The sequence below is a fragment of the Corynebacterium sp. NPDC060344 genome, assembly GCF_042725215.1.
Lineage (GTDB): Bacteria > Actinomycetota > Actinomycetes > Mycobacteriales > Mycobacteriaceae > Corynebacterium.
This window is the reverse complement of sequence record NZ_JBHXCS010000006.1, coordinates 86,711-110,762: the sequence shown is the minus strand read 5'-3', so window position 1 is coordinate 110,762 and position 24,052 is coordinate 86,711. Positions and strand designations below refer to the sequence as shown.

Here is a 24,052-nt window from a genome sequence, read left to right as displayed (position 1 = left end):
CTCGACCGAGACGTCAGGTCCTGGTGTGTCCGCTCGGTGGCCGACCCCTTAACCCACCACGAATGTCTTAACCCACCCGCTGTAACAGGTGGGTTAAGACATTCAGGGTGGGTTAGCGAGTGCCCGTTAGTGGCCGAGGGCGACGACGCCGCGGCGAATGGCCTGCACCGCCTGCGTCGCATTGTCCCGGATCTCCGAGGAGTACCCCGTCTGCCGGACCTGCGACAACAGATCGACCACCTGGCGGCACCAGCGCACGAAGTCACCCGGCGTCAGCTCCGCGCCGGCCTCCTTCGCCGCCGACAGGCAGTATCCCAGTGGCGCACCGGCGGTCCACTGGTGGATCGCGGTGGCGAAGGCCAGGTCGGGCATGCGGGTCATCGGCAGGCGGTGGCGCTTCTCGTCGGAGGCCAACTCCTGCCAGATCCGGTACGTGTCCGAAATGGCGGTGGCCAGCGGCTCGGTGGGGACCTCATCGGAACCCTGGGTTGCCTTGCGGTTCTCGAACACCAGCGTCGACACCGCGCCCGCGAGCTCGGCGGGGTCCAGCCCATCCCAGATCCCGCGCCGCAAACACTGCGCGGCCAGCAGATCCGACCCGTTGTGGATCCGCGCCAGGCGCTCGCCCTCCTCGGAGACGTAGGGCTCGCCGCCATCGGCCGAATCCGCCGACTCCGTCTCCGGCCACTCCACGTAGTCCATCTCGCCGAGCAGCTCCAGCACGCGGTCGAAGGTCCGCGCCAACGTATCGGACGCGGCGGACACGCGGCGCTCGAGGGTTGTGACGGTGGACTGGGCTCGTCGCAAAGCATCTGCATCCCGGGCCACCGACTCCACCGCGGGATCGCCGTGCAGGGGGTGATCGCGCAGCTCGCGGCGCAGGCGCTTGAGCTCCGGCGAGGTCACGGCGGTGCGGCGGCGCAGGCGCTTCGGCCCGCGGATGTTGTGGCGGTCGATCTCGGAACGGATGATGTTGACCGCCCGCTTGGGGTGGCGCGCGGCGTCGCCGGGGACCTTGACGCGGCCGAGCACCTCCGGGGCGCTGGGGAACGCGTCGGCCTCGATGCGGCCGGTGAAGCCGCCGACGCCGACGACGGTCGGGCGCGGGTTGTGCGGCGAATTGTCTTCGCGCACGACCACCGCCAGCTGGGCCTTCTTGCCCATCGGCACGGCGATGACCTCGCCGCGGCGCAGCCGCCGCAGCACGGTGACGGTCTCGGTGTGGCGGTCCTCGATGTTGCGGCGCTTGGCGGCCTTCTCCTCGGCGGAGATCGTCGAGCGCAGCTCCAGGTACGCGAGCAGCCCCTCGACGTCGTCGCCGGAGTCGCCCATGTCGGCCTTGAGCTGCGCCACGCGCGCCCGGGCCCGGTCGAGTTCGGCGACATCCCCCACGACGTCGCCGTCGGCCTGGAACTGGGCGAAGGACTTTTCCATCATCTTCCGCGCCTCGGCGTGGCCGAGGGTGCGCAGCAGGTTGATGGACATGTTGTAGCCGGGCGTGAACGTGGACACCAGCGGGTACGTGCGCGTCGACGCCAGCCCCGCGACCCACTTCGGGTCCATCGCCGGGGCCCACTGCACGACGGCGTTGCCCTGCGTGTCGATGCCGCGCCGCCCCGCACGCCCCGTCATCTGCGTGTATTGCCCGGGCGTGAGGTCGACGTGCGCCTCGCCGTTGTACTTGACCAGCTTCTCCAGCACGACGGTGCGCGCGGGCATGTTGATGCCCAGGGCCAGCGTCTCGGTCGCGAACACGACCTTGACCAGGCCACGGTTGAAGAGCTTTTCGACGATATGGCGGAACGCCGGCAGCATCCCCGCATGGTGGGCGGCGAATCCGCGGACCACCGTGCGGCGCCAGCGCCGGAAGCCGAGCACTTCGAGGTCCTCGGGCGGGATGTCGGAGACGCCGGCGTCGATGATGGCGGCGATTTCCTCCTGCTCGGCCATGTCGGTGAGCTCCATCCGCGATGCGCCGAGCTGCTGCAGCGCGCCTTCGCAGCCGGCGCGGGAGAAGATGAAGACGATCGCGGGCAGCATCGTGCGCGAACCGAGGAGCTTGACGACGTCCCCCCGCCGCGGAGGCCGCCACTTCTGCGTTTCCTCCCGCTGCTTCCACTGGTGGCGGGCGAATTTGCCGCCGCCGAGGTAGTCGTCGCCGCCGGAGTCGTCGGAGCCCCGGCGGCCGCGTGCGCCCCCGCCGCCGCGGAATCCGCGATCACCGCGGCCGCCGCCACCGTGACCCCCATGTCCCCCGCGGCCGCCGCGGCCGTCGTCGTGGCCGGATTCGGCGCGGGCGGCGGCGTCGAGCAGATCGCGGTTGACCTCGGTGCCGCCGGCTTCGAACAGCGGGTACAGGCGCTGGCCGACGAGCATGTGCTGGCTCAGCGGCACCGGCCGGTGGTCGGTGACCACGACTTCGGTGTGGCCGCGCACGGTGGACAGCCAGTCGCCGAACTCCTCGGAGTTGGACACCGTCGCCGACAGGCCGATGAGCTTGACCGACTCGTCGAGGTTGAGGATGACCTCCTCCCACACCGGCCCGCGCTCGCGGTCGGCGAGGTAGTGGATCTCGTCCATGACCACGTGGCTGAGGCGGTTGAGCGTCGGCGACTGCGCGTAGAGCATGTTGCGCAGCACTTCGGTGGTCATGACCACGACGTCGGCGTCGCCGTTGCGCGACACGTCGCCTGTGAGCAGGCCGACCTTCTCCTCCCCGTAGACGTCGACGAGGTCGTGGTACTTCTGATTGCTCAGCGCCTTGATGGGCGTGGTGTAGAAGCACTTGCCGCCGTCGGCGAAGGCCGCGCGGATGGCGAATTCACCGACGACGGTCTTGCCGGCGCCGGTGGGCGCGCACACCAGAACTCCGCGCCCGGCTTCGATGGCGCGGCAGGCGCGGAGCTGGAAATCATCGGGGGCGAAGCCCAGGTCGGCGATGAAGTCGTCCAGGAGGGTCATGTCCTCCAGGTTCTCACAGCGGCGTCCCCAGCGCCGCCGCGATGGCGAGTACCTGCGGCAAAGCGTCGCTGCGGGCCGCGGTGACCTGGAAGGCGACTTCGGGCGATTCCTTGCCGGTCACGTCATCGGCCTTCTTGGTCTCCAGCGGCACGGAGATCCGCGGCACGCCGGCCAGCGAGAACGACGCCAGATCGGTCGTCGACGTCACCAGCGCGTCGACGCCGGCGGCACGCAGCTCGGCGTCGATGTCGGCGACGATCTTCTTCACGCGCTCCAGTTCCCGCTCGCCCTCCTTGCGGCCGGCGTCGTCGATGCCGACGGCACGGCGCAGCGTGCCATCGCCGTAGGGTGCGGTGTCGGGGTGATCGGCGTAGTACTTTGCGACGTCGCCCACCGTCTTCGCCATCCCCACCGAACCCCGCAGGTGCGCCTCGAGCGAGGGGCCGAAGCCGCCCAGCAGGATTTGCTCCGAGTTGGCGCCGTCGAGTTCGGCGTTGAGGTCGGCGATCTTCTCCGGGGCCTCGACGATGTCGATGTTCGCCTTCTTCGCCCGGTCCTTCAGGGACTCGGGGATCTCGCCCAGGACCATGATCTTTTTCGGCGTGTTCTGTTCCGGCGCGTGTTCCGCGCCGGTCGCATGCGCCTGCCAGCACGTCGCGTCATGGGCCAGCTGCACGTCGCGGATGCTGCGGCCCAGGAAGCCCACTGAGTCGACGCGGTCGTCGATGGGCACGATGCCGGAGATCGAGCACCCGTCGTGGGGCGCCTTGAGTCCCACGACGCCCGCGGCGCCGGCCGGTGCGAGCACCGATCCGGACGTCTCGGTGCCGACCGTGACGTCGGCGTAGTCCAGTGCGATCGCCGTGGCCGAGCCCGTCGAGGATCCCAGCGGGTCGACGGTCAGCGGCCCCTGCGGGCTGAGCACTTGGCCACCCCGGCCGGAAAACCCGTTGGGCCCGCCGGAAGTGAGGAAGTTGGCGAACTCCGACAAGTTGGTACGGCCGGCGATGATCGCGCCGCCGTCGCGGAGATGCTGGACGGCATCGGCATCCGAGCCGGCGGTGGCGTCGGCAAGTGCCCAGCTGCCGGAGTCGTTGACCAGGCCCTCGACCGCGATGTTGCCCTTGACCAGGACGATGGCGCCGTGCATCGGGTTGTTCGGATCCGCCGCGCCGGCCATGTCGGCGGCCTCGATGGCGCGCGGGTCCAGATCCATGACGGCCCGGAAGTAAGAATTCCCCTTGGCGTAGTCGGCGCCGATGGGCCCATCGGCGCCACCTTGCCCCTTCATCCGCCACACGTAGTAGGCGAGCATGTCGGTGGCGGTGTATCCGTGCTCGACGCGCATGCGGTGGCGGTCGGTCATGTCCGCGCCGGCGAAGCGCTCCTTCATCTCGCTCAGGCGGTCCCCGCCCACGCGATCGATGAGGCGGTCGAACGCGGCCATGTCGATGTCGGTCTGGCGGGGGAAGGAGTTGGTGTCGTCGTCAAGCGTGAGAACCTCGCCTTCCTGCCGCTGCAACCCGCCGGCCTGCTGCAGGACCCGCACAGCACCGCCGATGACGCCGGCGACGAGCGCGACGACGATGAGCAGGGTCGGAATCACCTTGCCCCATGGTCGGTCGCCGCGTATCCGGGTCAGGGCGTAGAGCCCCATGAGAACGGCGGCGGCGATGACGGTGACCACAATGGCGGTCGATGCGAAGGATGCGCCGTACGCATCCCAGATAAGTGATAATCCCACGTTTGCATTCAAGCATCGCCTATTAGGAGCCGCCTGTGAGAATCATGCGAAAACGCGGCAGCCATGGAGGCTGCCGCGTTTGCGGGGGTGGCGGTTAGTCTCAGCGTCGCCAATAGGTGAAGTACCAGGAGTTCCCCTGCTTGTGGCAGAGAAGCGACACGCCGTATCCAAGATTTGAGAATGCGGCCTTGCCTGCCATGCAGCCGACCACATTGCTGAATGCCCGCGAGCGTGCGGTCGGGCCCTTCAGTGGCACTGCGTGAGTTGAGGAGATCGAGGGGGACGGAGCGCTTTCGATCGCGGTGGGTGCAGCTGATGCTGCCTGACCCATTGCCGCGGAGGCTGTGAGCAGTGTTGCGATTGTTGCGGATGTGGCGAAAATTCGAACTTTTCTCATGTGGTCCTTTCAGGTTGCTGTGACCTGGATGACCGTACCTGCACCGCCGTGATAGGTAAAGGAGTTTTAGGCAACTTGCCTAGCGTATGTAAAGTTGCATTGAGCGTGTATCGACATGTCAGCTATTCCACTGATTTTCATCGTGCGAATCCCATGGCCTCGCGGGTTCTGATTCCTGCAGAGTGGTACGGACGCCTGCTTCGTCGGTCCGCCCCACGAGCGTGAGATTTGCCCAATGCGTCGACGGGGAGATTTGGAACTTGTCAGCGCCAGAATCAGTACTTGTCGGATACTCGCGTCAAACTGTCATGCATATCGTTTCAAGATCTACCGCGACGCAATAGCTGTTCCCGAGGCAGCCCCAAATATTGGGGAGTCCGAATCAGTCACATTTCAAGGTGGGAAGCAAGCGGCTCACGCGGAAGTTGGATGTGAAACTAGTCCGTGTCGACGCGAATGATTGCGAAGCCTCCCATGCATACAAGGATCCGGCGTGATTGCGGTTCCACAACCACGCCGATCCCGCTGCGAACTTGCTCACATAACTCCCTTGAATGGCATTAACTGCCTGAGGGGCCATACAACTAGAGCACGTCGTCGAAATCCGATCCGGTGCGCGTGGACAAATCCGGCGTCACATCGGGTGCAGGCGGGGCCGGAGGCGCGGGACGCGAGTTGCGCGTCGGGCGCGTGCGGGGGGCCTGCGATGCGGTGACCGGGGCGGTGCCGCCGATGGGGGTGGTGCCCGTCACCGGAGAGGTGCCGGCGATCGGTGCCGCTCCCCCGACTGCGCCGGTCGCCGACACCGGCGCCGGGGCGTCGATGCCTCCGAGCTGGCCGATGCCGCCCGACGCGGCGATCGGGCCCGACGACTGGTCATCGTCGAGGTCCATCCAGTCGGGGCGTTCCTTTTCGCGCCGCTTGTCATTGATGCGCGCGAACTGGATGGCGAACTCCATGAGGATGCACAGCGATACTGCCATCGCGACCATCGAATACGGCTCTTGGCCGGGCGTCATGAACGCGGCGAAGATGAAGAGCAGCAGGACGATGAGGCGTCGCTTTTCCTTCATCGTCTCGTATTTCAATACTCCGACGATGTTGAGCATGACGATGAACAGCGGAAGCTCGAAGCTGAGTCCGAAAATGACGATCAGGCCGAGGATGAAATTGAAATATCGTTCACCCGTCAAGGCAGGTATCTGAGCGTTATCGCCAACCTGCAGGAGGAAATCGAGTCCAACATGTACGACAACGTACGCCAGCACCGAGCCGGCGATGAACAGCAGAGCGGCAACGGTGACGGCGATGAACGTATTGCGGCGTTCCTTCCGCACCAGTCCCGGGGTGATGTACGCCCAGATCTGGTACAGCCAGAAGGGAGCCGAGATGACTAGGCCTGCGATCGCGCCGACCTTCAGGCGCAGGAGAAACATCTCGAACGGGCTCGTCGCCAGCAGGCGGCACGCGTCCGTGTCTGCGCCGCCAAAACGCTGTTCCGGTGGTAGCTGGCAGTACGGCTCTTTCAGGATCTCACCCAGAGACCAAAAATGTGCCGGCCCGAAGGTCGCGTCGACGAAAGGCAGCCGCCACGGGCCCAGCGTGAAGGCGAACTGGTACCACGTGAAGCCGATGATGGTGCCGACCAAAACTCCGGCGAGGGCCTTCAGCAGTCGCGAGCGCAACTCCTGGATGTGCTCGACGATCGACATGACGCCCTCGGGATCCCGCTTCTTCCTCTTGCGGGCCCGGGGGCGTTTCGTGGGCGCGGTGGTCACGGCGCGATTAGCGCTGCTCGCCGGCGTCCGGCTGCTGCGGCGGGTACTGCTGGTACTGCTGCGGCTGGGCCTGCGGCGCCTGCGGCTGCTGGTACGGCTGGGCCTGCGGGGCCTGCTGCGGCGGCTGCTGCACGTAGGGCTGCTGCGGCTGAGCCTGCGGGGCCTGCTGGATGGCCTGCTGCTCCGGAACCTCCGGCTGCTCGTCGTCGTGCTTCATTTCCTTGACCTCGGACTTGAAGATGCGCATCGAACGACCCAGCGAACGGGCGGCGTCCGGCAGCTTCTTCGCGCCGAAGAGCAGGATCAGTACGACGGCGATGATGATGAGCTCGGTGGGGCCGAGATTCGGCATCCGCTTCACCTTTCGGGGCTGTAGTTGTTGCGTGAGCTGGTGCGTGTCGGGATCGTGGCCGCGTCGGGTCCGAAAACCCGTGTCGCGGTGCTCGTGTCACCCGTTGCGTGGGGTTTCACCATACGCGCGCAATCCCTTGCGCGCCCGTTCCGCCACGGCCTTGGGCAACGATACCGGGTCGACGGCCTTCACGCCCGGCCAACGCCGCAGCAGGAACCCCACGGTCCGGTCGGCGTTGGCGGCGGGCACCCAGGCGGGGTACGGGCCGCCGTCGGGGAAGCCCTCGTCGCCCTGGTCGTAGGTCCACGCCACGGGGTCGTAGTCGGCGACCCACGTCGAGTCGGCGTCGACTTCGACCTGCGCCCAGGAGCCCTCGTCGTCGAGGAATCCGTGGGGGTCGTCGGAGGTGAATTCGGGGGCCTCGTGGCGCTCGGCGGGCTCGCCGGTGTCCACGGCGGCGAGCATGCGGTCGATGCGGAAGGACTTGACGACGCTCCCCTCATCCCCCTTCGCCCCCGTCTCTTCTGCGGCCGCGCCCGCGGGGGAATCGCCGCGACGGTCGACGGCCTTGAGGTACGGATCATCTTCGACCATCACCAGCGACACCGGGTCGACCCGGCGGACGCGGCGCTCGCCGGACGCGGAGCGGTAATCGATCTCCAGAACGTGGCCCCCGGCGATCGCACCGCGCACCGTGGCCAGGATCTCCGCATGCGCGACGTCCGCGGCGGCGTGCGGGGTGGTGTCGGCCACCGCCGCCCAGCCCGGCGCGCCGTCGCGCAGCTTCGACGCCGCCGACCGCACGACCTCGGGGTCGCGCTGCATCGGCGAGGACTCGAGGGTCTCCAGCGACAGCAGCATCGCCGACATCTCCTCCTGCGTCAGGTGCACCGGGTCCGCCAGCAGTCCCACCGCGGGCGTGATCTTGGCCGAGATGCCCGACTTCTCCACCCGGAACGCCGCCTTGCCGGGCACTCCGGGCAGTTCGAGCTGCGCCAGGAACTTCAGGGCCTCATTGATCTGCCCGTACCCGATGCCCAGGTCGGCCGACGCCTCCGTCAGCTGCCTCTGCTCGGCCAGGTACGGCACCAGCGCCAGCGTCCGCGCCCACGACAACTCGGGCACCTTCGCAGCCTGCGCCTTCTTCGGATCCGCCATCACCGCTCCTCCCCCGTCGCCTGCGCCTCATCCGCGGCGACGATGTCCCGCAGCCGCGCCACGATCGCCTCGCGCACCTCGGCCGGCTCCTCCACGACGAGGTCCCCGGCATGCTCCATGCCAATGTCCATCAGCTCCGCGGTGGAAAGCGGCCCGATCTCGAAGCGCCCGCCATCCAGCTCCCGGGCGCCGGCGAGGACGTCGGCGCAGGACCCGGGCGCGGCATCGTCGTCAAGCTTGACGACGGCCCGAAGCGGCGCGGAACCACGATTGAGCGCCCGCTCGGCGATGGCCTGGACGTCGCCGTCCGGGAACGGCTGCGTCGCATCGATGCCGGTGACCGTGATGTCGGACATGCGCGCCATGCGGAACACCCGGACGGCGCCGCGGTCGACGTCGTGGCCGACGACGTACAGCCGGCCCTTGAGGTTGACCATTTGCCACGGCTCGATGGAGCGCTGCACCTCCTCGCCGAAGACCTGCGGGGCGTAGAAGAAGTCGATGCGCTTGCGCGGCGGCTGCGTCGCCCGGTTGAGGTCCGCGAATTGGCCACGGTCGATGGTGATGCGGTCGCCGAAGATGATGGTGCCGCGGCCATCGGCGAGATTTGAGCGTTCGGCGACCGGCGCGAGCTTCGCCCACGCGCCCCGGGTCAGGTCACCCAGGGAATCGTCGCTGAAGGCCACCTGCGACGCCATGGCCAGGACCTCGGCCTCCTCCTCCGTGAAACCGGGATCGCCGGTGCGCCACGCCGACCGGTCGAGCTGCAGGACGTCGTTGTCGTCCCAGGTGACGTGGATGCCGCCGGCGGCCAGCGCCGGGACGTCGTCGCGCAGGTAGCGGTCGCCCGAATCGGCGGCGACGGTGTTGTAGCCGCGGACCGTGCGCAGGATCCAGTCCTTGCGCAGGCCCTCCGGGTTGTCGGCCAGCGCGGCGAGCAGGCTGATCAGCCGGGTGCGCGTCGCGGAGAATCGGTCGGTCATGCGCGGCCCCCCAGCGATTCCAGGTGCGCCACCAGGGCGTCGACGTCGGCGTCGGCGGTGGCGAAGGGATCGTCGACGACGACCATCCGCGGGTCGTCGCCGGAGATCTTCAGGTGCGTCCAGTCCACCACGGTCGCCGCACCGGCGGCGCGGGCCGCGGCGAGGAAGCGGCCGCGCAGCGCCGCACGGGTCGTCGCCGGCGGGTTGGCCATCGCCTCGGTGATCGCGTCGTCGGTGATCCACCGGGACACCGAGCCACGGGCCTCCAGCGCACGGAAGATGCCGCGGCCGGGGCGGATGTCGTGGAACGCCAGGTCGATCTGCGCGAGCTTCGGATCGGCGATGTCCAGGCCGCGGTCCATGAAGCGGCGCAGCAGCGACCACTTGATGGCCCAGTCGATGTCGCGGTCGATGGTCGACCAGTCCCCCGACTCCACGGCGTCGAGTACCCGGCCCCACAGCTCCACCAGGCGGGCGAGCTCCTCGTTGGGGGTGCCGCCGCCGGAGTCGTCGCGGCGCTGCAGCCACTCCGTCGCTGCGGCGAGGTACGCGCGCTGGATCTCCAGCGCCGACGCCTCGGCCTTCGACGCGCCGACCCGGAGCGGAATCGGTGCCGTGCCGGTCATGTCGCGGCTGACCAGGCGGATGGCCTTGATCTCGTTGGCCACCTCGAAGTCGGGCAGTTCCACGCCGGCCTCGATCATCTCCAGCACCAGCTGCGTCGAGCCGAGCTTGAGCGCCGTGGTCGTCTCCGACATGTTCGAGTCGCCGACGATGACGTGCAGGCGGCGGAACCGCGTCGAGTCGGCGTGCGGCTCATCGCGGGTGTTGATGATCGGCCGCGACCGCGTCGTCGCACTGGACACGCCGTCCCACACGTGATCGGCGCGCTGAGAGAAGCAGTACTGCTCCGGCTCGTCCTCGTACGGGCTGCCCGGGTAGGGCCGGGCGATCTTGCCCGCGCCGCACAGCAGCTGGCGGGTGACCAGGAATGGCAGCAGCAGCTTCGACAGTGCTTTCAGCCCCATCGAGCGCCCCACCAGGTAGTTCTCGTGGCAGCCGTAGGAATTCCCGGCGGAGTCGACGTTGTTCTTGAACAGGAAGACCTTGCCCCCGATGTCTTCGCCGACGAGGCCCTTCTCTGCTTTGAGCGCCAGGTCGTCGAGAAGCATCTCGCCCGCCCGGTCATGCGCGACGAGCTGGGAGACCGAATCGCACTCGGCCGTGGCGAACTCCGGGTGGCTGCCGACGTCGAGGTACAGGCGGCCGGCGTTGCCCGTGAAAATGTTCGTCGCCCCGTACTCCTCGATCACCGGCCGGAACATGAACCGGGCGATCTCGTCGGGGCCCAGGCGGCGCTCGCCGTCGAGGGTGCACGTGATGCCGTACTCCGTCTCCAGGCCCGCGATGCGCCGGGTCAGCGCGACGTTCGCGGCGCCGGCCCCTTCTCCGGTCCCGGCGCCAGGTCCACCGTTCGCCCGATCCTCGGCTCCGGCGCCAGGTCCGCCGGCCACGGCCTACTCGCCGCCCTTCTGCACGTAGGAGCGCACGAACTCTTCGGCGTTGTTCTCCAGCAGGCCGTCGATCTCGTCGAGCAGGTCGTCGGTCGAGTCGATGTGGGCCTGCGCCTGGCCGCCGCCGGCGACCTCGTCGATCGCGTCGTCGTCGCCGCCGGGACCGCCGCCGCCCTGGATCTGACCGCCCTTGATGTCCGCCATGGTGTTCTCCTTAGGTCCGTTGTTCCCGGTGGTCCGGCTACTCCGACAATCCTGCCAGCCCGCGCCCGCGCAGCCCGGCAACCAGGCTCGCCATGTCGGGCGAGGTTTCCAGCAGCTTTCCGACGGTGCCCGCCCCCAGCCCGGAGACGTCCGACAGCGACAGTTTGACCATCTCGTCGCCGGCGTCGACGATCGCGCTGTCCCAGCTGGCCGCCGCGACATCGTCGGCGAAGCGGCGCAGCAGGCCGCCGCGCAGGTAGGCGCGGGTGGCCTCCGGCGCGTGGGTGACGGCGTGGGCGACCTCGGCCTCATCGGCGACGGTGTCCATGGCGCCGCGGCGCACCAGCGCGTGGTGCAGGCCGCGGGCGGGATCGATGTCGGAGTACTGGATGTCGATGAGCGCCAGCTTCGGGTGGTCCCACCCGATGCCCGCGCGGGCGCGCAGCCCCTCCATGAGCTTCAGCTTCGCCGTCCAGTCGAGAAGGTGCGCCGTCGACAGGGGGTCGGACTCGAGCATGTCGAGCACCCGTCCCCACAGCTCCACGACGTGGGCCGCGGACTTCACGCCCGTGGCGCCGGTGGCCTCGTCGGAGGCGCGGGCATACGGCGCGACGCGCTCGAGGTAGCGGCGCTGGATCTCGATGGCCGTCAGATGCGTGACGTGGTCGTCGAGCTGGAGCTTTCGCGTGCACGCCAGATCGCGGGAGACGCGCCGGACGTCCTCGACCGGCTCGCGCAACTTCAGGTCCGAGAAGTCGACGCCGTCCTCGATGGCGTCGAGGACCAGCGACGTCGTGCCCAGCTTGAGCAGCGTCGCCGTCTGCGACAGGTTCGCGTCGCCGATGATGACGTGCAACCGGCGCCACTGGTCGGCGTTGGCGTGCGGCTCGTCGCGGGTGTTGATGATGCCCCGGTTGAGCGTCGTCTCCAGCGACACCTCGGTCTCGATGTAATCGGCGCGCTGCGACAGCTGGAACCCCGGCTCCTGGCCCTGCTGCCCCAAACCGACCCGCCCGGAGCCGGTGAACACCTGGCGGGTGACGAAGAACGGCGTCAAGCCCGCGATGATCGCGTCGAAGTCGGTGTCGCGGCGGAACTGGTAGTTCTCGTGGGCGCCGTAGCTGGCGCCCTTGCCGTCGACGTTGTTGCGGTAGATCTTCAGCTCGACGGGCTCTGAAGCAGCGGCGGCGTCGGAGCCCGAGTTGGCGCCTGAATTGGCGCCTGAATTGGCCTCCGCGCCGTCCGCTCCGCCACCCCCCATCCGCACTCGCCGCGTGCCCGCCAGCCGCGCCGCCTCGAGCATGATGCGGTCGCCGGCCAGATCGGCGACGAGCGCGTCGTAGGCCGACGTCGTCTCCGGGGCCGAGTACTCGGGGTGCGCGTGGTCGACGTAGAACCGCGAGCCGTTGACCAGGATCAGGTTCGCCGCCCCCAGTGCATTCGGGTCGACGACGGGCGTCATGCGGTAGCGCCGCAGGTCGAACCCGCGCGAATCGCGCAGCGGCGACTCCGGTTCGTAGTCCCAGCGGGTCCTCCGGTCCAGCCCTCCCGAATGCTCCTCGGCGTAGGCCAGCACGGCCCGCGTCGACGTGACGATCGGGCTCAGCTCGGGCTTGCCCGGCGACGTGATGCCGTATTCGATTTCGGTGCCCAGTACGCGCGCCATCTGCGGCTCCTACTCCCCTGCGCCGGTGTGGTGGGCGTCGTCAAGCGAGGTGCCCTGACCCGAGCCATCTTGACCCGAGCCGAGCACCCCGAACTCCGCATCCTCGTGGAGGTGCTGGTGCTGGACGACCTGGACGTCGACGACGCGGCCGGTCGGCCGGCCCGAAATCCGCGCCCACTCGTCGGGGTTGGACGTGTTGGGCAGGTCCTCGTTCTCCGCGAACTCCTCGACGACCGCGCGCAGCAGATGCGCCTGCGTGATGCCGTCGGCGCCGCCGGAAATGACGTCCTTGATGGCGTGCTTCTTCGCGCGGTCGACGATGTTGGCGATCATCGCGCCCGAATTGAAATCGCGGAAATACAGCATCTCGCTCGACCCGTCGGCGTAGCGGATGCGCACGTACTCGTTGTCCGGGCTGGTCCGGTACATGCGCTCGACCACCGCGTCGGTCAGCGCCGCAACGAGCGTGTCGACGCTCCCGTGCGCCGCGACCTCGTCTTCCGCATACGGCAAGTCCGGCGTGAGGTACTTGGCGAAGATGTCCTTCGCCGCCTCCTCGTCGGGGCGCTCGATGCGGATCTTCACGTCCAGGCGGCCCGGGCGCAGGATCGCCGGGTCGATCATCTCCTCGCGGTTCGACGCACCGATGACGATGACGTTTTCCAGCCCCTCGACCCCGTCGAGCTCGGCGAGCAGCTGCGGCACCACCGTGTTCTCCATGTCCGAGCTCACGCCCGAGCCGCGGGTGCGGAAGATCGAGTCCATCTCGTCGAAGAAGACGATGACCGGCCGGCCGGCCTCGGCGATGTCGCGGGCGCGGTCGAAGATCAGGCGGATCTGGCGCTCGGTCTCGCCGACGAACTTGTTCAGCAGCTCCGGGCCCTTGACGTTGAGGAAGTAGGACTGCGCGCGGCGCGCCTCCTCCTCCGACTGGCCCTTGTTCAGCGCGATCTTGCGGGCCAGCGAATTGGCCACGGCCTTGGCGATGAGCGTCTTGCCGTTGCCGGGCGGCCCGTAGAGCAGCACTCCCTTCGGCGGCCGCAGCCGGTAGCGCGTGAACAGCTCGGGGTGCAGGAAGGGCATCTCCACCGCGTCGTGGATCTGCGCGATCTGGCGCTTCAGGCCGCCGATGTCGGAGTACTCGACGTCGGGGATCTCCTCCAGCACCAGATTTTCCACCTCGGCCTTCGGGATCACCTCGAACGCGTGGCCCGACTTGCGGTCGATGAGGACGGTGTCGCCGACCTTCGCCTGCAGGTCTCCCGCGAGCTTGACGACGAATTCTTCGCCGTGGTGATCCGTGGCGAGTACCCGCTTGCGGTCCGGGAGCGTCTCGCGCACCAGCGCCAGATCGCCGTGGTCGGGGTAGCCGCAGTCCTCGACGATGAGATTGCCGTCGGTCAGGCGCACCATCGTGCCCGGCTTGAAGTCGTCGACGTCGAGGCCGCGCAGCACGTTGAGCCGCATGCGCCGGTTGCCGGTCCACACCTCCGCCGCCTGCGCCGGCTTCGACGAGCCGCCCGTCTGCACGATCGGGCCGTTGGGATCGTCGATCTTGCCCTTCGCGGGCTCGAGGAAAATGCCGTACGTGCTCGGCGGATTGGAGATCTGCTCGAGGTCCTGGCGCAGCAGCGTCATCTGGTCGCGCGACTCGCGGAGCAGCTCCACGAGCTTCTCGTTGCGCGCGCCCAACGTGCGGTTCTTCTGCTGCAGATCGCGGATGGTGTCGGCGGGGGTGGTCATGGCCCCCACGTTACCCACCGCCGCGCCGGATTTTGCCGCTACCTCTTCTGATTGCGGCGCTGCGGCCGCGGGGGCACCGTTCCGTCGGCAAGCCTGCGGGCCCACACCAGGAACGCCGTATGCGCTTGCATGCGGTGGGCGGGGCGCACGGACAGGTCCTTGACGTTCCAATCGCGCACCAGCGACTCCCACGCTCGCGGCTCGGTGAAGCACTTCTGCTCGCGGATGCCCTCCATGACCTTCATCAACTGCGGCACCGTGGCCACGTAGACCATGAGCACGCCGCCGGGCTGCAGCAGCTTCGACGCGGTGTCCAGGCACTCCCACGGGGCGAGCATGTCCAGGATGATGCGGTCGACCGGGCCGCCGAGGTCTTCCTGGGTGGCCTCGGACATGTCGCCCAGGCGCAGGTCCCAGTTGTCGGGCTTGCCGCCGAGGAACTCGACGACGTTGCGTTCGGCGTGCTCGATGTGGTCCTCGCGGATCTCGTAGCTGAACAGCTTGCCGTCCGGGCCGATCGCGCGCAGCAGGTTCAGGCTCAGCGCGCCCGAGCCGGCGCCGGCCTCCAGGACGCGGGCGCCCGGGAAGATGTCGCCCTCGACGATGATCTGGGCGGCGTCCTTCGGGTAGATCACCGCGGCGCCGCGGGGCATGGACAGGATGTAGTCGACCAGCAGATGGCGCATGGCCAGGTAGACCGTGCCTTCGGCCGACGTCACCGTCGTGCCCTCGTGCGCCCCGATCAGGTCGTCGTGGGCGATGGCGCCGCGGTGGGTGAAGAACTTCCCGCCCTTCTCCAGCGTCACCGTGAAATGCCGGTTCTTCGAGTCCGTCAGCTGGACGCGATCGCCTTCCTGGAACGGGCCGCTGTCTGCCATGTGTGTCTGATCCTCGCTGCCTGGTCGGCGGTCGTGGGCGGTGGTCGGCGGGGTTGGCCGGTTCGATCCGGGCCCCGGGTTAACCTGGCCAGTATGCCCGAAAACCCCCTGCACTCCGATTCGGCTCCCGCACCCGAGGCGTCGCAGTCCCCGGCTGCATCTCCGGCCCAGCCCCCGTCCCAGCCCGCCTCCCCGGCCGCTGCATCGGCCCCGTCCCCCTCGAAGCGCCGCGGCCTCGCGCTGTCGCCGTCGCGGGCGGGCGATTACCGGCAGTGCCCGCTGAAGTACCGCCTCCGGGCCATCGACAAGCTTCCGGAGCCCTCCACCCTCGCGCAGGTCAAGGGCACCCTCGTCCATGCGGTTCTCGAGCACATGCATGCGCGGCCGCGGGAGGAGCGCTCCTATGCGGCCGTCGTCAAGCAACTGAAGCCGACCTGGCAAAAGATGCTTGACGACGACCCCTCCGGCGAACTGTCCGACCTCGTCCCCGAAGAGTCGCTGCTGGACTTCCTCGTCGAATGCCGTGGGCTGCTGAAGGGGTACTTCATCATGGAGAACCCGACGGGGTTCGATGCGGCGGAGATCGAGAAATTCGTGCAGATGACCCTCGGCCTTGACGTCGGCGATGATGCTGCCGGCGTGCCCGTGCGCGGCTTCATCGATCGCGTGGACGTCGCGCCGACGGGACAGGTGCGCATCGTCGATTACAAGACCGGCAAGAAGCCCCACCCGCGGTTCCAGAATGAGGCGCTGTTCCAGATGCGATTCTATGCGCTGGTGTGGTGGCGGATGACCGGGCACATCCCCGAGCAGCTGCGGCTGATGTACCTCAAGGTCGCCGATGACCTGACGCACTCGCCGACCGCCCCGGAGCTCGAGCGGTTCGAAGGCGAGCTCGCCGAACTGTGGGCCGCCATCGTCCGAGACGGCGAGTTCGGCGACTTCCGGCCGAAGAAGTCGAAGCTGTGCGGATGGTGCTCGTTCCAGGAGCTGTGCCCCGCGTTCGGCGGCACGCCTCCGGAGTACCCGGGCTGGCCGGGAGCCCACGGCGAGTAGCGCTGCGTCGCCATGCGCTGATGGGCTGCCGCCGGTACACGATTTCGTGCTCCGGAAGGGGGCGGCCGACCCTTCACGGCACCGAAATCGGCGACCTGAGAAATTCCTGTGCGAGATCGTGCAGATCGTCTGCCTCCGGGCGTCGACGAAAACTCTGAGGTTGAATTTCGGACCCCCGTTTTCTTCAAGATCAGAGTCCTCGTGCCTCGGATCATCACCATGAACTGCACGAGATTGAATCGGTGGGGCCGGCCCCGTTATTTCCTCATCGGCGGAATGGGGTGGACTCCGAAAAGGCGCTGTGTGGACTTCTGGCGCTGTCGAATTGACTCTGGCGCCTGCGTCCCGGTCGATTGCCGATCGGCCTTCTCCGTGCGTTCTGGCGCGATTCCGAAAATCGGGCTCGCCGACGCGTTGCGCTTCGCCAAAGTAGCGGTGGTGTCGCGCCGGACGCGTGCCTCGGTGATCCTGGGGCCGCGATGCGACGGCCGGAGCTGCAACTGCCGGAGATGCGATGAAAACATGGTGATGTTTCACACACCGCGCCGTTTCACCTTGGGCGCTTGCACGGGGCCTGCAATAATCCGGGGCGCTTGAAGGGGTGCGGTGGCCGTCGCAAAGCAATGGCACACTGGCCCCGCCCCGCACGCGCACACCGACAATTGAGGAGCCCGCCCACATGGCGTCATTCCTGTACAAGGTGGGTCGATCCGCCTACCTGCATCGATGGCGGTTCATCGCCGTCTGGATCCTGCTCGTCCTGGGCGCCGGCACCGCGGCCGCCACGCTGACGCAGCCGATGAGCAACAGCTTCACCATCGAGGGCCTCGAGTCGGTGGAAACGCAGAACCGCCTGCAGGACCGCTTCGCCGGCCAGGAAAACCAGCTGGAAGCGCCGACGGGCACCGTGGTCATGCAGGCCGGCGACGGCAAGACCCTCACCGACCCGGACGTGTCCGCGGACGTCGACGCGTTCCTCGCCGATCTGCGCGAGCTCGATTCCCTCACCGAGAAGGACGCGCTGGTCTCCCCCGTGCTCGCCGCGGGCGGCATGACGCAGCAGATGACCGAGCAGTATGCCGCGCAGGGCATGCCGCAGGAGCAGATCGACGCCAACATCGCCGCGGTCAGCCCGCTGTCGGAGGACGCGTCGACCGGTACGGTCACCGTCACCTTCGACGCCGAGACCGCCATGGACGTCTCTCCCGAGGCCAAGAACGAGTTTTCCGACGTCGTCGCCGAGCATTCCGACGACAACCTCGACATCGCCTACTCCGGCAACGCCTTCCAGATGAGCGAGATGTCCTTCGTCGCCGAGCTGCTGGGCATCGCGGTGGCGGCGCTGGTGCTGATCATCACGTTCGGCTCCTTCATCGCCGCCGGCCTGCCGCTGCTCACCGGCGTCGTCGGCGTGGGCATCGGCATCGCGGCGATCTTCGCGGCGACGTCGTTCACCGACACCATCAGCTCGATGACCCCGACCCTGGCCTCCATGATCGGCCTGGCCGTGGGCATCGATTACGCGCTGTTCATCCTGTCGCGGTTCCGCAACGAGCTGGTGCTCCACGTCGGCGGCAATGACCTGGAGCCGAAGGAGCTTGCCGACGAACTGCGCGGCATCCCCTTCCGCGAGCGCGCCCACTTGGCCGGCCTCGCCGTCGGGAAGGCCGGCACGGCCGTCGTCTTCGCCGGCATGACGGTGATCATCGCGCTGGTGGCGCTGTCGATCATCGGCATCGACTTCCTCACCGCTATGGCGTTCACCGCCGCGCTGACCGTGGCCATCGCCGTGCTCGTCGCGGTGACGCTGCTGCCGGCGATCCTCGGCGCGATCGGCACGAAGGTCTTCGCGGCCCGGGCGCCCATCGTGAAGGCTCCGGATCCGGAGGACGAGAAGCCGACCATGGGCCTGAAGTGGGTCCGCATGATCCGCGCCCGCCCGGTGCTGTTCCTGATCAGCGGCGTGATCGTGCTGGCGCTGGCCGCCATCCCGGTCACCCAGCTGCGTCTGGCCATGCCGTCGGACGGCTCCGCGTCGCCGGGCACGCCCAACCGCGTGGCCTACGAGATGATCGACGACGCCTTCGGCCCGGGCCGCAACGCCCCGATGGTCGCCCTCGTCGAGGCCGACGACGTCGCCGAGCAGGAGCGCCCGATGGCGTTGGGCCAGGCGGCGGCCCACATCCAGGGCATCGACGGCGTGGTCAACGCCCAGGTCGTCGGCATGAGCGAGGACGGCGGCGCCGCCCAGGTGCTGATCACCCCGTCCGTCGGCGCGACCGACGAGAACGCCGCCACCGTGCTCGAGGACATCCGCGGCGGCGCCGCCGGCTTCGAGTCCGACACCGGCGCGACGTACTCCGTCACCGGCGTGTCCCCGATCTACGAGGACATCTCCGAGCGGCTGTCCGACGTGCTCATCCCCTACGTCGCCATCATCATGGTGCTGGCGTTCCTGCTGCTGATGGTCGTGTTCCGCTCGTTCTGGGTGCCGTTCATCGCGGCGCTGGGCTTCGGCCTGTCGGTCGCTGCGACGCTGGGCATTACCGTCGCCCTGTGGCAGGAAGGGTGGATGGGGATCATCTCCGATCCGCAGCCGCTGATCAGCTTCCTGCCGATCATGCTCATCGGCATCGTGTTCGGCCTGGCCATGGATTACCAGGTCTTCCTGGTCACCCGCATGCGCGAGGGCTGGGCGCACGGCAAGACAGCCGGCAATGCGACGGCGAACGGCTTCAAGCACGGCGCCCGCGTGGTCACGGCAGCCGCCCTGATCATGATCTCCGTGTTCGCGGCGTTCATCCTGATGGACGAGCCGTTCATCAAGGTGATGGGCTTCGCGCTGGCGCTGGCCGTGCTCCTCGACGCCTTCATCGTGCGCATGACCATCATCCCGGCGACGATGTTCCTGCTCGACGAGCGCGCCTGGAAGATCCCGGGCTGGCTCGACCGCATCCTGCCGAAGGTCGACATCGAGGGCGAGTCGCTGACGAGCCACTCCGCCACCACCGACGCGAAGTGACGGGCCCGTCTTAAACGGTTCATATGCCTCTCAGGCGGGTCTGATACCTTCATCCGATATGCGTGGGTTCGCGCGGGCACCGGCCCGCGCGGCCTCCGCGTGGAACATCGAGTCGCGATACGAGCTGGAAGGGGTTCGGGCATGTCTGGAGTGCGCGAGCAGAAGAAGCGCCAGACCAAAATCGACCTGGCCACGGCCGCGGTGGATCTGTTGGTGACCGAGGGCGACGAGGGCGCCACGGTCGCCGCCATCGCCGCGCGCGCCGGGGTGTCCACCCGGACGTTCCACAATTATTTCGCCGCCCGCGAGGACGCCTTCCTCTTCTTCATCGAGGAGTCCATCGCCGAGTGGGAGACGAACATGCGCACGGCCCCGGCCGAGCTCACCCCGTTCGAGGTGCTCCGCGGCACGATCGTGGCCATGTACGACCGCCCCGAGGGCGATCTCGCGTCGGTGCCCAATCTGGCCACCGTCGCCGAGCACGTGGTCGCGGGGATGGGCCCGGATCGGGTTCATCGGGCGCGGGGCATCTTCACGGGCCTGCGCGCGGCGATCGTCGAGCGTTCGGGCGGAAAGTTGTCGCCGTTCAAGGCCCAGGCGCTGATCCACGTGTGCATGTGCGCGTCGGGCGCGGTGTTCGAGGCCGTCCGCGACGAGTCTCTCGCCGCCGGCCGCACGGTCCCCGAATTGCTCGACGAGGCCTTCGAGTTCGTCGCCGGCGGCGTCGCCTGACCGTTCCGAATGCAGTGGACCCGCACCATTTCCGGTGCGGGTCCTGTGCTTTGCGACGCCGACGAATTCCTGGAGCGGCAGCTAATCGACGGTGCCCTGCTCGCCCTTTGCGGCGGACCCCTCATCGGATTCCGGCTTCTCCCCGTCCTCCACTCTGCTTGCCTCGGCATCGCCCGCGCCCTGCTCGCCCCCGCCGGGTGCGCCGGTGGCGGTGGAATCGCGGGCGGAGTCGTCGTCAAGACCCAGCTCTCCGATGCGAGTCTCCCCCGCGACGTATCGCTTGCCGCGGTACTCGGGGTGCATGAGGTTGTCCGTGGACAAGATGCGGTCGAGCTCCGCCTCCTCGAGCAGGCCCTTCTCTAGGACGAGCTCGCGGACGCCCTTGCCGGTCTCCGCGGCCTCGCGGCCGATGACGTCGCCCTGGTGGTGGCCGATGACCGGGTTCAGGTAGGTGACGATCCCGATGGAGTTGTCGACGTACGCCCGGCACACGTCTGCATTGGCGGTGATGCCCTCCACACACAGCGTGCGCAGCGTCATCGACGCCCGGCGCAACAGCGAAATCGACTCGAACAGGCACTGCGCGATGACCGGCTCCATGACATTGAGCTGCAGCTGCCCCGCCTCGGCGGCCATGGACAGCGTCACGTCGTTGCCGAAGACCTTGAAGCACACCTGGTTGACCACCTCGGGGATGACCGGGTTGACCTTGGCGGGCATGATCGACGACCCGGCCTGGCGCTCGGGCAGGTTGATCTCGTTGAAGCCGGCGCGGGGGCCGGACGACAGCAGGCGCAGGTCGTTGCACATCTTCGACAGCTTCATCGCGGCGCGCTTGAGGCCCGAATGCGCGTTGACGTAGCCGCCGGTGTCGGAGGTCGCCTCGATGAGGTCCTTCGCCGACGTCACGCCGAGGCCGGTGACCTCGCCTAGCGCCTGCACCACCGCCTGCCGGTAGCCCGACGGCGCGTTGACGCCGGTGCCGATGGCCGTGGCGCCGAGGTTGACCTCCAGCAGCGCCTCGGCGGCGCCCTGGATGACCTGGTGTTCCTCGGCGATGTTGTTGGCGAACGCGTGGAACGCCTGTCCGAGCGTCATGGGCACGGCGTCCTGGAGTTGGGTGCGGCCCATGGTGATGATGTCGTTGAACTCGTCGCCCTTGGCGTGCAGCGCGTATTCGAGTTCGTCCATCTCCACGAGCAGGCCGTTCATGGCGATGTGCACCGCCAGCCGGAAGCCGGTCGGGTAGGCGTCGTTGGTGGACTGGCACTGGTTGACGTCGTCGTTGGGGTTGACCACGTCGTAGCGCCCGCGCGGGTATCCGAGGTATTCCAGCGCGAGGTTGGCGATGACCTCGTTGGTGTTCATGTTCACGCTGGTGCCGGCGCCGCCCTGGAACAGGTCGACGGGGAACTGGTCCATGCAGCGGTGGTTGACCAGAACCTGGTCGCAGGCCCAGATGATGGCGTCGGCGACGTCGGTGGGGATGGTGTGGATGCGCCGGTTGGCCATCGCCGTGGCCTTCTTCACCATCACCATGCCGCGGATGAATTCGGGGACGTCGTTGACGGTGGTGCCGGAGATGGGAAAATTTTCCATGGCGCGCATGGTGTGGATGCCGTAGTACGCGTCGGCGGGGACTTCGCGTTGCCCGAGCAGGTCGGTTTCGGTGCGGGTTGCGGACGGTTGGTGCGTGGTCGTATCGGTTCCCATGCCATCGACCATACGTGCGCGCCCCGGTAACGGCTGGTCGGGCGTTTTTCGGGGCTTCGTGCTTGACGACGACGGCGCACCCGCCGGGAGGCGGGTGCGCCGTGGAGGGGCGCCTAGATGCGCGCGATGCGGATGTCCGAGGCGAGGATGGCCTCGGCGCCGAGACCTGCGAGCTGGTCCATGATCGGGTTGGCCAGGTCGCGCGGGACCATGGCGCGCACGGCGACCCAGTCCTCGTTGGCCAGCGGGGACACCGTCGGGCCGGACAGGCCCGGGGTGATGCGGGAGGCTTCGTCGACCTTGGCGGCGTTGATGTTGTAGTCGAGCATCATGTAGTTCTTCGCGTGCAGGATGCCGGTGAGGCGGCGCAGGAACACGCGCTGGGCGTCGGTGACGCCGGCGTCGCGGCGGCCGACGACGACGGCCTCGGAGTCGCACAGCGAGTCGCCGAACACGGCCAGCCCCTGCTTGCGCAGCGTGCGGCCGGTGGAGACGACGTCGGCGATGGCGTCGGCGACGCCCAGGCGGATGGAGATCTCCACCGCGCCGTCGAGGCGGATGACCTCGGCCTCGATGCCGCGGGACTTGAGGTCCTCGCGCACCAGGTTCGGGTAGGAGGTGGCGATGCGCTTGCCCGCCAGGTCCTCGACCGCCCACTCCTCGTTGGCCGGGGCGGCGTAACGGAACGTCGACGAGCCGAAGCCGAGGGTGAGCACCTCGTCGACCGGGGCCAGCGAGTCGGCGGCGAGGTCGCGGCCGGTGATGCCCAGGTCGAGGTGGCCGTTGCCCACGTAGACGGGGATGTCCTTGGGGCGCAGGAAGTAGAACTCGATGTCGTTGGCCTCGTCGGCGACCGACAGGCTCTTCGATTCCCCGCGGCCGGGGTAGCCGGCTTCCTGCAGGATCTCCAGGGCGGCCTCGGACAGGGAGCCCTTGTTGGGCACGGCGACGCGCAGCGTGGTCACGTTGTTGCTCCTAGGTTTTCGGTGCGGCTGGTGCGGCTGGGGCTGTTTGGGCAGCTGTGGCGGCGGGGCGCCCTACAGGTACTTGTAGACATCTTCCGGCGTCAGCCCGCGCTGCACCATGACGACCTGGGTCCAGTACATCAGCTGCGAGATTTCCTCGGCGAGCTCGGCGTCGGACTGGTACTCCGCGGCCATCCAGACTTCGGCGGCCTCTTCCACGATCTTCTTGCCCTGGAAATGCACGCCGGCGTCGAGCGCCTTGACGGTGCCCGAACCCTCGGGGCGGCTGGCCGCCTTGTCCTTCAGTTCAGCGAAGAGGTCATCGAAGTTTTTCACGCGCACCATCATTCCACGCGGCTCCCTGCGTTGCGACGGGAGGGTGGGCGGTGAGCGTCGTCAAGCACACGGGCGACGGGGACGAGCCCCGCCCGTCCCCTACTGCGACAGCCGGGCGTGGACGGCGCGGAGGTCGTCGAGGGACCAGCCGCCGAGGTCGCCGTCGAGGTGCTCGGCCGGCGGGGCGAACTCGCCGATGGCGTCGGCCGGCGGCGCGGCCTGCGGCATCGGGGCCCACAGGACGCGGCAGCCGGCGGCGATGGCCGAGCGCACGCCCGTGACGGAATCCTCCAGCGCCAGGCAGTCGGCGGGGTCGGCGCCGGCGATCTCGGCGCCGCGCAGGTATGGGTCCGGGGCGGGCTTGCCGGCGGGGACCTCGTCGCCGCAGACGGTGTCGGTGAAGGCGTCGCGGCCCATGGCGTCGATGCAGTAGTCGGCGACGCGGCGGCGGGTGTTGGTCACCAGCACCACCGGGACGTCGGCGGCGTGGGCCTGCTCGATGATGTCGCGCACGCCCGGGCGCCACTCGATGCCGCGCTCGGCGATGAGCTGGGCCACGCGCGACTCCATGAACTCCGACTCGCGGGCGATGACCTCCTCGGTCGCCTCGACGCCCGCGTGGGCTGCGCAAATGCCGATGGTGTCCGGCAGCGTGTTGCCGATGCACTTCTCCCGCAGCTCCGGCGTCAGTCGCCGGCCCAGCCGCTCGGAGCAGTCGTAGGTGGCCACCTCCCACAACGGTTCGGTGTCGATGAGGCTGCCGTCCATGTCCCAGAGAATCGCTCGCACGCCCGCCACGGTAGCCGGGGCGGGCGGTTGGCGCCGGGTGGGTGATTGCTTGACGACGGAC

The 24,052-nt window shown here is 68.4% G+C and carries 17 protein-coding genes and 1 pseudogene; 3 read left to right on the top strand and 15 right to left on the bottom strand.

Translation table 11 applies throughout. From position 1 onward, the window contains the following. Positions 1-126: 126 nt before the first annotated feature. The 11 genes from ACFWGD_RS08785 to ACFWGD_RS08735 form a co-directional block, all read right to left on the bottom strand. On the bottom strand, positions 127-2,961 hold the full coding sequence (locus ACFWGD_RS08785) for a DEAD/DEAH box helicase (RefSeq protein ID WP_377778278.1): 2,835 nt from the start codon (positions 2,959-2,961) through the stop codon (positions 127-129). A 13-nt stretch (positions 2,962-2,974) separates the two neighbouring features. Continuing rightward, positions 2,975-4,705 (bottom strand): amidase family protein, encoded by a 1,731-nt coding sequence (locus tag ACFWGD_RS08780; protein WP_377778277.1) that lies wholly within the window; start codon positions 4,703-4,705, stop codon positions 2,975-2,977. A gap of 981 nt (positions 4,706-5,686) precedes the next feature. Further along, positions 5,687-6,814 (bottom strand): twin-arginine translocase subunit TatC, encoded by a 1,128-nt coding sequence (gene tatC / locus ACFWGD_RS08775; protein WP_377778276.1) that lies wholly within the window; start codon positions 6,812-6,814, stop codon positions 5,687-5,689. 73 nt (positions 6,815-6,887) lie between these two features. After that, positions 6,888-7,232, bottom strand: coding sequence for a Sec-independent protein translocase subunit TatA (gene tatA / locus ACFWGD_RS08770; RefSeq protein WP_377778275.1), 345 nt, complete (start codon positions 7,230-7,232; stop codon positions 6,888-6,890). Between the two features lie 96 nt (positions 7,233-7,328). Continuing rightward, positions 7,329-8,390: a helix-turn-helix transcriptional regulator gene (locus ACFWGD_RS08765; RefSeq protein WP_377778274.1), complete on the bottom strand. Its 1,062-nt coding sequence runs from the start codon at positions 8,388-8,390 to the stop codon at positions 7,329-7,331. Continuing rightward, complete coding sequence (locus ACFWGD_RS08760) at positions 8,390-9,373, bottom strand: helix-turn-helix transcriptional regulator (RefSeq protein ID WP_377778273.1); 984 nt, start codon at positions 9,371-9,373, stop codon at positions 8,390-8,392. The genes ACFWGD_RS08765 and ACFWGD_RS08760 overlap by 1 nt, the downstream gene beginning before the upstream one ends. Next, positions 9,370-10,794: a Pup--protein ligase gene (pafA, locus tag ACFWGD_RS08755; RefSeq protein ID WP_377778362.1), complete on the bottom strand. Its 1,425-nt coding sequence runs from the start codon at positions 10,792-10,794 to the stop codon at positions 9,370-9,372. The genes ACFWGD_RS08760 and pafA overlap by 4 nt, the downstream gene beginning before the upstream one ends. A gap of 96 nt (positions 10,795-10,890) precedes the next feature. After that, positions 10,891-11,091 carry a ubiquitin-like protein Pup gene (locus tag ACFWGD_RS08750; protein WP_377778272.1) on the bottom strand — a complete coding sequence of 67 codons (201 nt, stop codon included), beginning with the start codon at positions 11,089-11,091 and terminating at the stop codon, positions 10,891-10,893. A 37-nt stretch (positions 11,092-11,128) separates the two neighbouring features. Further along, complete coding sequence (gene dop / locus ACFWGD_RS08745; protein WP_377778270.1) at positions 11,129-12,757, bottom strand: depupylase/deamidase Dop; 1,629 nt, start codon at positions 12,755-12,757, stop codon at positions 11,129-11,131. A 9-nt stretch (positions 12,758-12,766) separates the two neighbouring features. After that, positions 12,767-14,500, bottom strand: a complete 1,734-nt coding sequence (gene arc / locus ACFWGD_RS08740) for a proteasome ATPase (protein WP_377778269.1) — start codon at positions 14,498-14,500, stop codon at positions 12,767-12,769. 38 nt (positions 14,501-14,538) lie between these two features. After that, positions 14,539-15,378 carry a tRNA (adenine-N1)-methyltransferase gene (locus tag ACFWGD_RS08735; RefSeq protein WP_377778268.1) on the bottom strand — a complete coding sequence of 280 codons (840 nt, stop codon included), beginning with the start codon at positions 15,376-15,378 and terminating at the stop codon, positions 14,539-14,541. A gap of 93 nt (positions 15,379-15,471) precedes the next feature. Here ACFWGD_RS08735 and ACFWGD_RS08730 point away from each other — a divergent pair, with 93 nt between their 5' ends. From ACFWGD_RS08730 to ACFWGD_RS08720, 3 genes are all read left to right on the top strand, one after another. Beyond that, a complete protein-coding gene (locus tag ACFWGD_RS08730) occupies positions 15,472-16,434 on the top strand; it encodes a RecB family exonuclease (RefSeq protein WP_377778267.1) in 963 nt (320 codons plus the stop codon). Between the two features lie 679 nt (positions 16,435-17,113). After that, on the top strand, positions 17,114-19,456 hold the full coding sequence (locus ACFWGD_RS08725; protein ID WP_377778266.1) for an MMPL family transporter: 2,343 nt from the start codon (positions 17,114-17,116) through the stop codon (positions 19,454-19,456). Between the two features lie 141 nt (positions 19,457-19,597). Continuing rightward, complete coding sequence (locus ACFWGD_RS08720) at positions 19,598-20,188, top strand: TetR/AcrR family transcriptional regulator (protein WP_377778265.1); 591 nt, start codon at positions 19,598-19,600, stop codon at positions 20,186-20,188. 270 nt (positions 20,189-20,458) lie between these two features. Here ACFWGD_RS08720 and aspA read toward each other — a convergent pair. The 4 genes and pseudogenes from aspA to ACFWGD_RS08700 form a co-directional block, all read right to left on the bottom strand. After that, positions 20,459-21,901 (bottom strand): annotated as a pseudogene (aspA, locus tag ACFWGD_RS08715) (aspartate ammonia-lyase); the annotation flags it as partial. 113 nt (positions 21,902-22,014) lie between these two features. Beyond that, on the bottom strand, positions 22,015-22,857 hold the full coding sequence (gene hisG / locus ACFWGD_RS08710; RefSeq protein WP_377778361.1) for an ATP phosphoribosyltransferase: 843 nt from the start codon (positions 22,855-22,857) through the stop codon (positions 22,015-22,017). A gap of 81 nt (positions 22,858-22,938) precedes the next feature. Next, positions 22,939-23,202 (bottom strand): phosphoribosyl-ATP diphosphatase, encoded by a 264-nt coding sequence (locus ACFWGD_RS08705; RefSeq protein ID WP_377778264.1) that lies wholly within the window; start codon positions 23,200-23,202, stop codon positions 22,939-22,941. Positions 23,203-23,301: 99 nt separating this feature from the next. Next, positions 23,302-23,991 (bottom strand): HAD family hydrolase, encoded by a 690-nt coding sequence (locus tag ACFWGD_RS08700; RefSeq protein WP_377778263.1) that lies wholly within the window; start codon positions 23,989-23,991, stop codon positions 23,302-23,304. Between the last annotated feature and the right edge of the window lie 61 nt (positions 23,992-24,052).

Bases quoted from the DNA above. Each gene is read 5' to 3' on its own strand.
- ACFWGD_RS08785 (WP_377778278.1), bottom strand. From the start codon at position 2,961: ATGACCCTCCTGGACGACTTCATCGCCGACCTGGGCTTCGCCCCCGAT.
- tatC (WP_377778276.1), bottom strand. From the start codon at position 6,814: ATGTCGATCGTCGAGCACATCCAGGAGTTGCGCTCGCGACTGCTGAAG.
- tatA (WP_377778275.1), bottom strand. From the start codon at position 7,232: ATGCCGAATCTCGGCCCCACCGAGCTCATCATCATCGCCGTCGTACTG.
- ACFWGD_RS08765 (WP_377778274.1), bottom strand. From the start codon at position 8,390: ATGGCGGATCCGAAGAAGGCGCAGGCTGCGAAGGTGCCCGAGTTGTCG.
- ACFWGD_RS08760 (WP_377778273.1), bottom strand. From the start codon at position 9,373: ATGACCGACCGATTCTCCGCGACGCGCACCCGGCTGATCAGCCTGCTC.
- ACFWGD_RS08750 (WP_377778272.1), bottom strand. From the start codon at position 11,091: ATGGCGGACATCAAGGGCGGTCAGATCCAGGGCGGCGGCGGTCCCGGC.
- dop (WP_377778270.1), bottom strand. From the start codon at position 12,757: ATGGCGCGCGTACTGGGCACCGAAATCGAATACGGCATCACGTCGCCG.
- arc (WP_377778269.1), bottom strand. From the start codon at position 14,500: ATGACCACCCCCGCCGACACCATCCGCGATCTGCAGCAGAAGAACCGC.
- ACFWGD_RS08735 (WP_377778268.1), bottom strand. From the start codon at position 15,378: ATGGCAGACAGCGGCCCGTTCCAGGAAGGCGATCGCGTCCAGCTGACG.
- ACFWGD_RS08730 (WP_377778267.1), top strand. From the start codon at position 15,472: ATGCCCGAAAACCCCCTGCACTCCGATTCGGCTCCCGCACCCGAGGCG.
- ACFWGD_RS08725 (WP_377778266.1), top strand. From the start codon at position 17,114: ATGGCGTCATTCCTGTACAAGGTGGGTCGATCCGCCTACCTGCATCGA.
- ACFWGD_RS08720 (WP_377778265.1), top strand. From the start codon at position 19,598: ATGTCTGGAGTGCGCGAGCAGAAGAAGCGCCAGACCAAAATCGACCTG.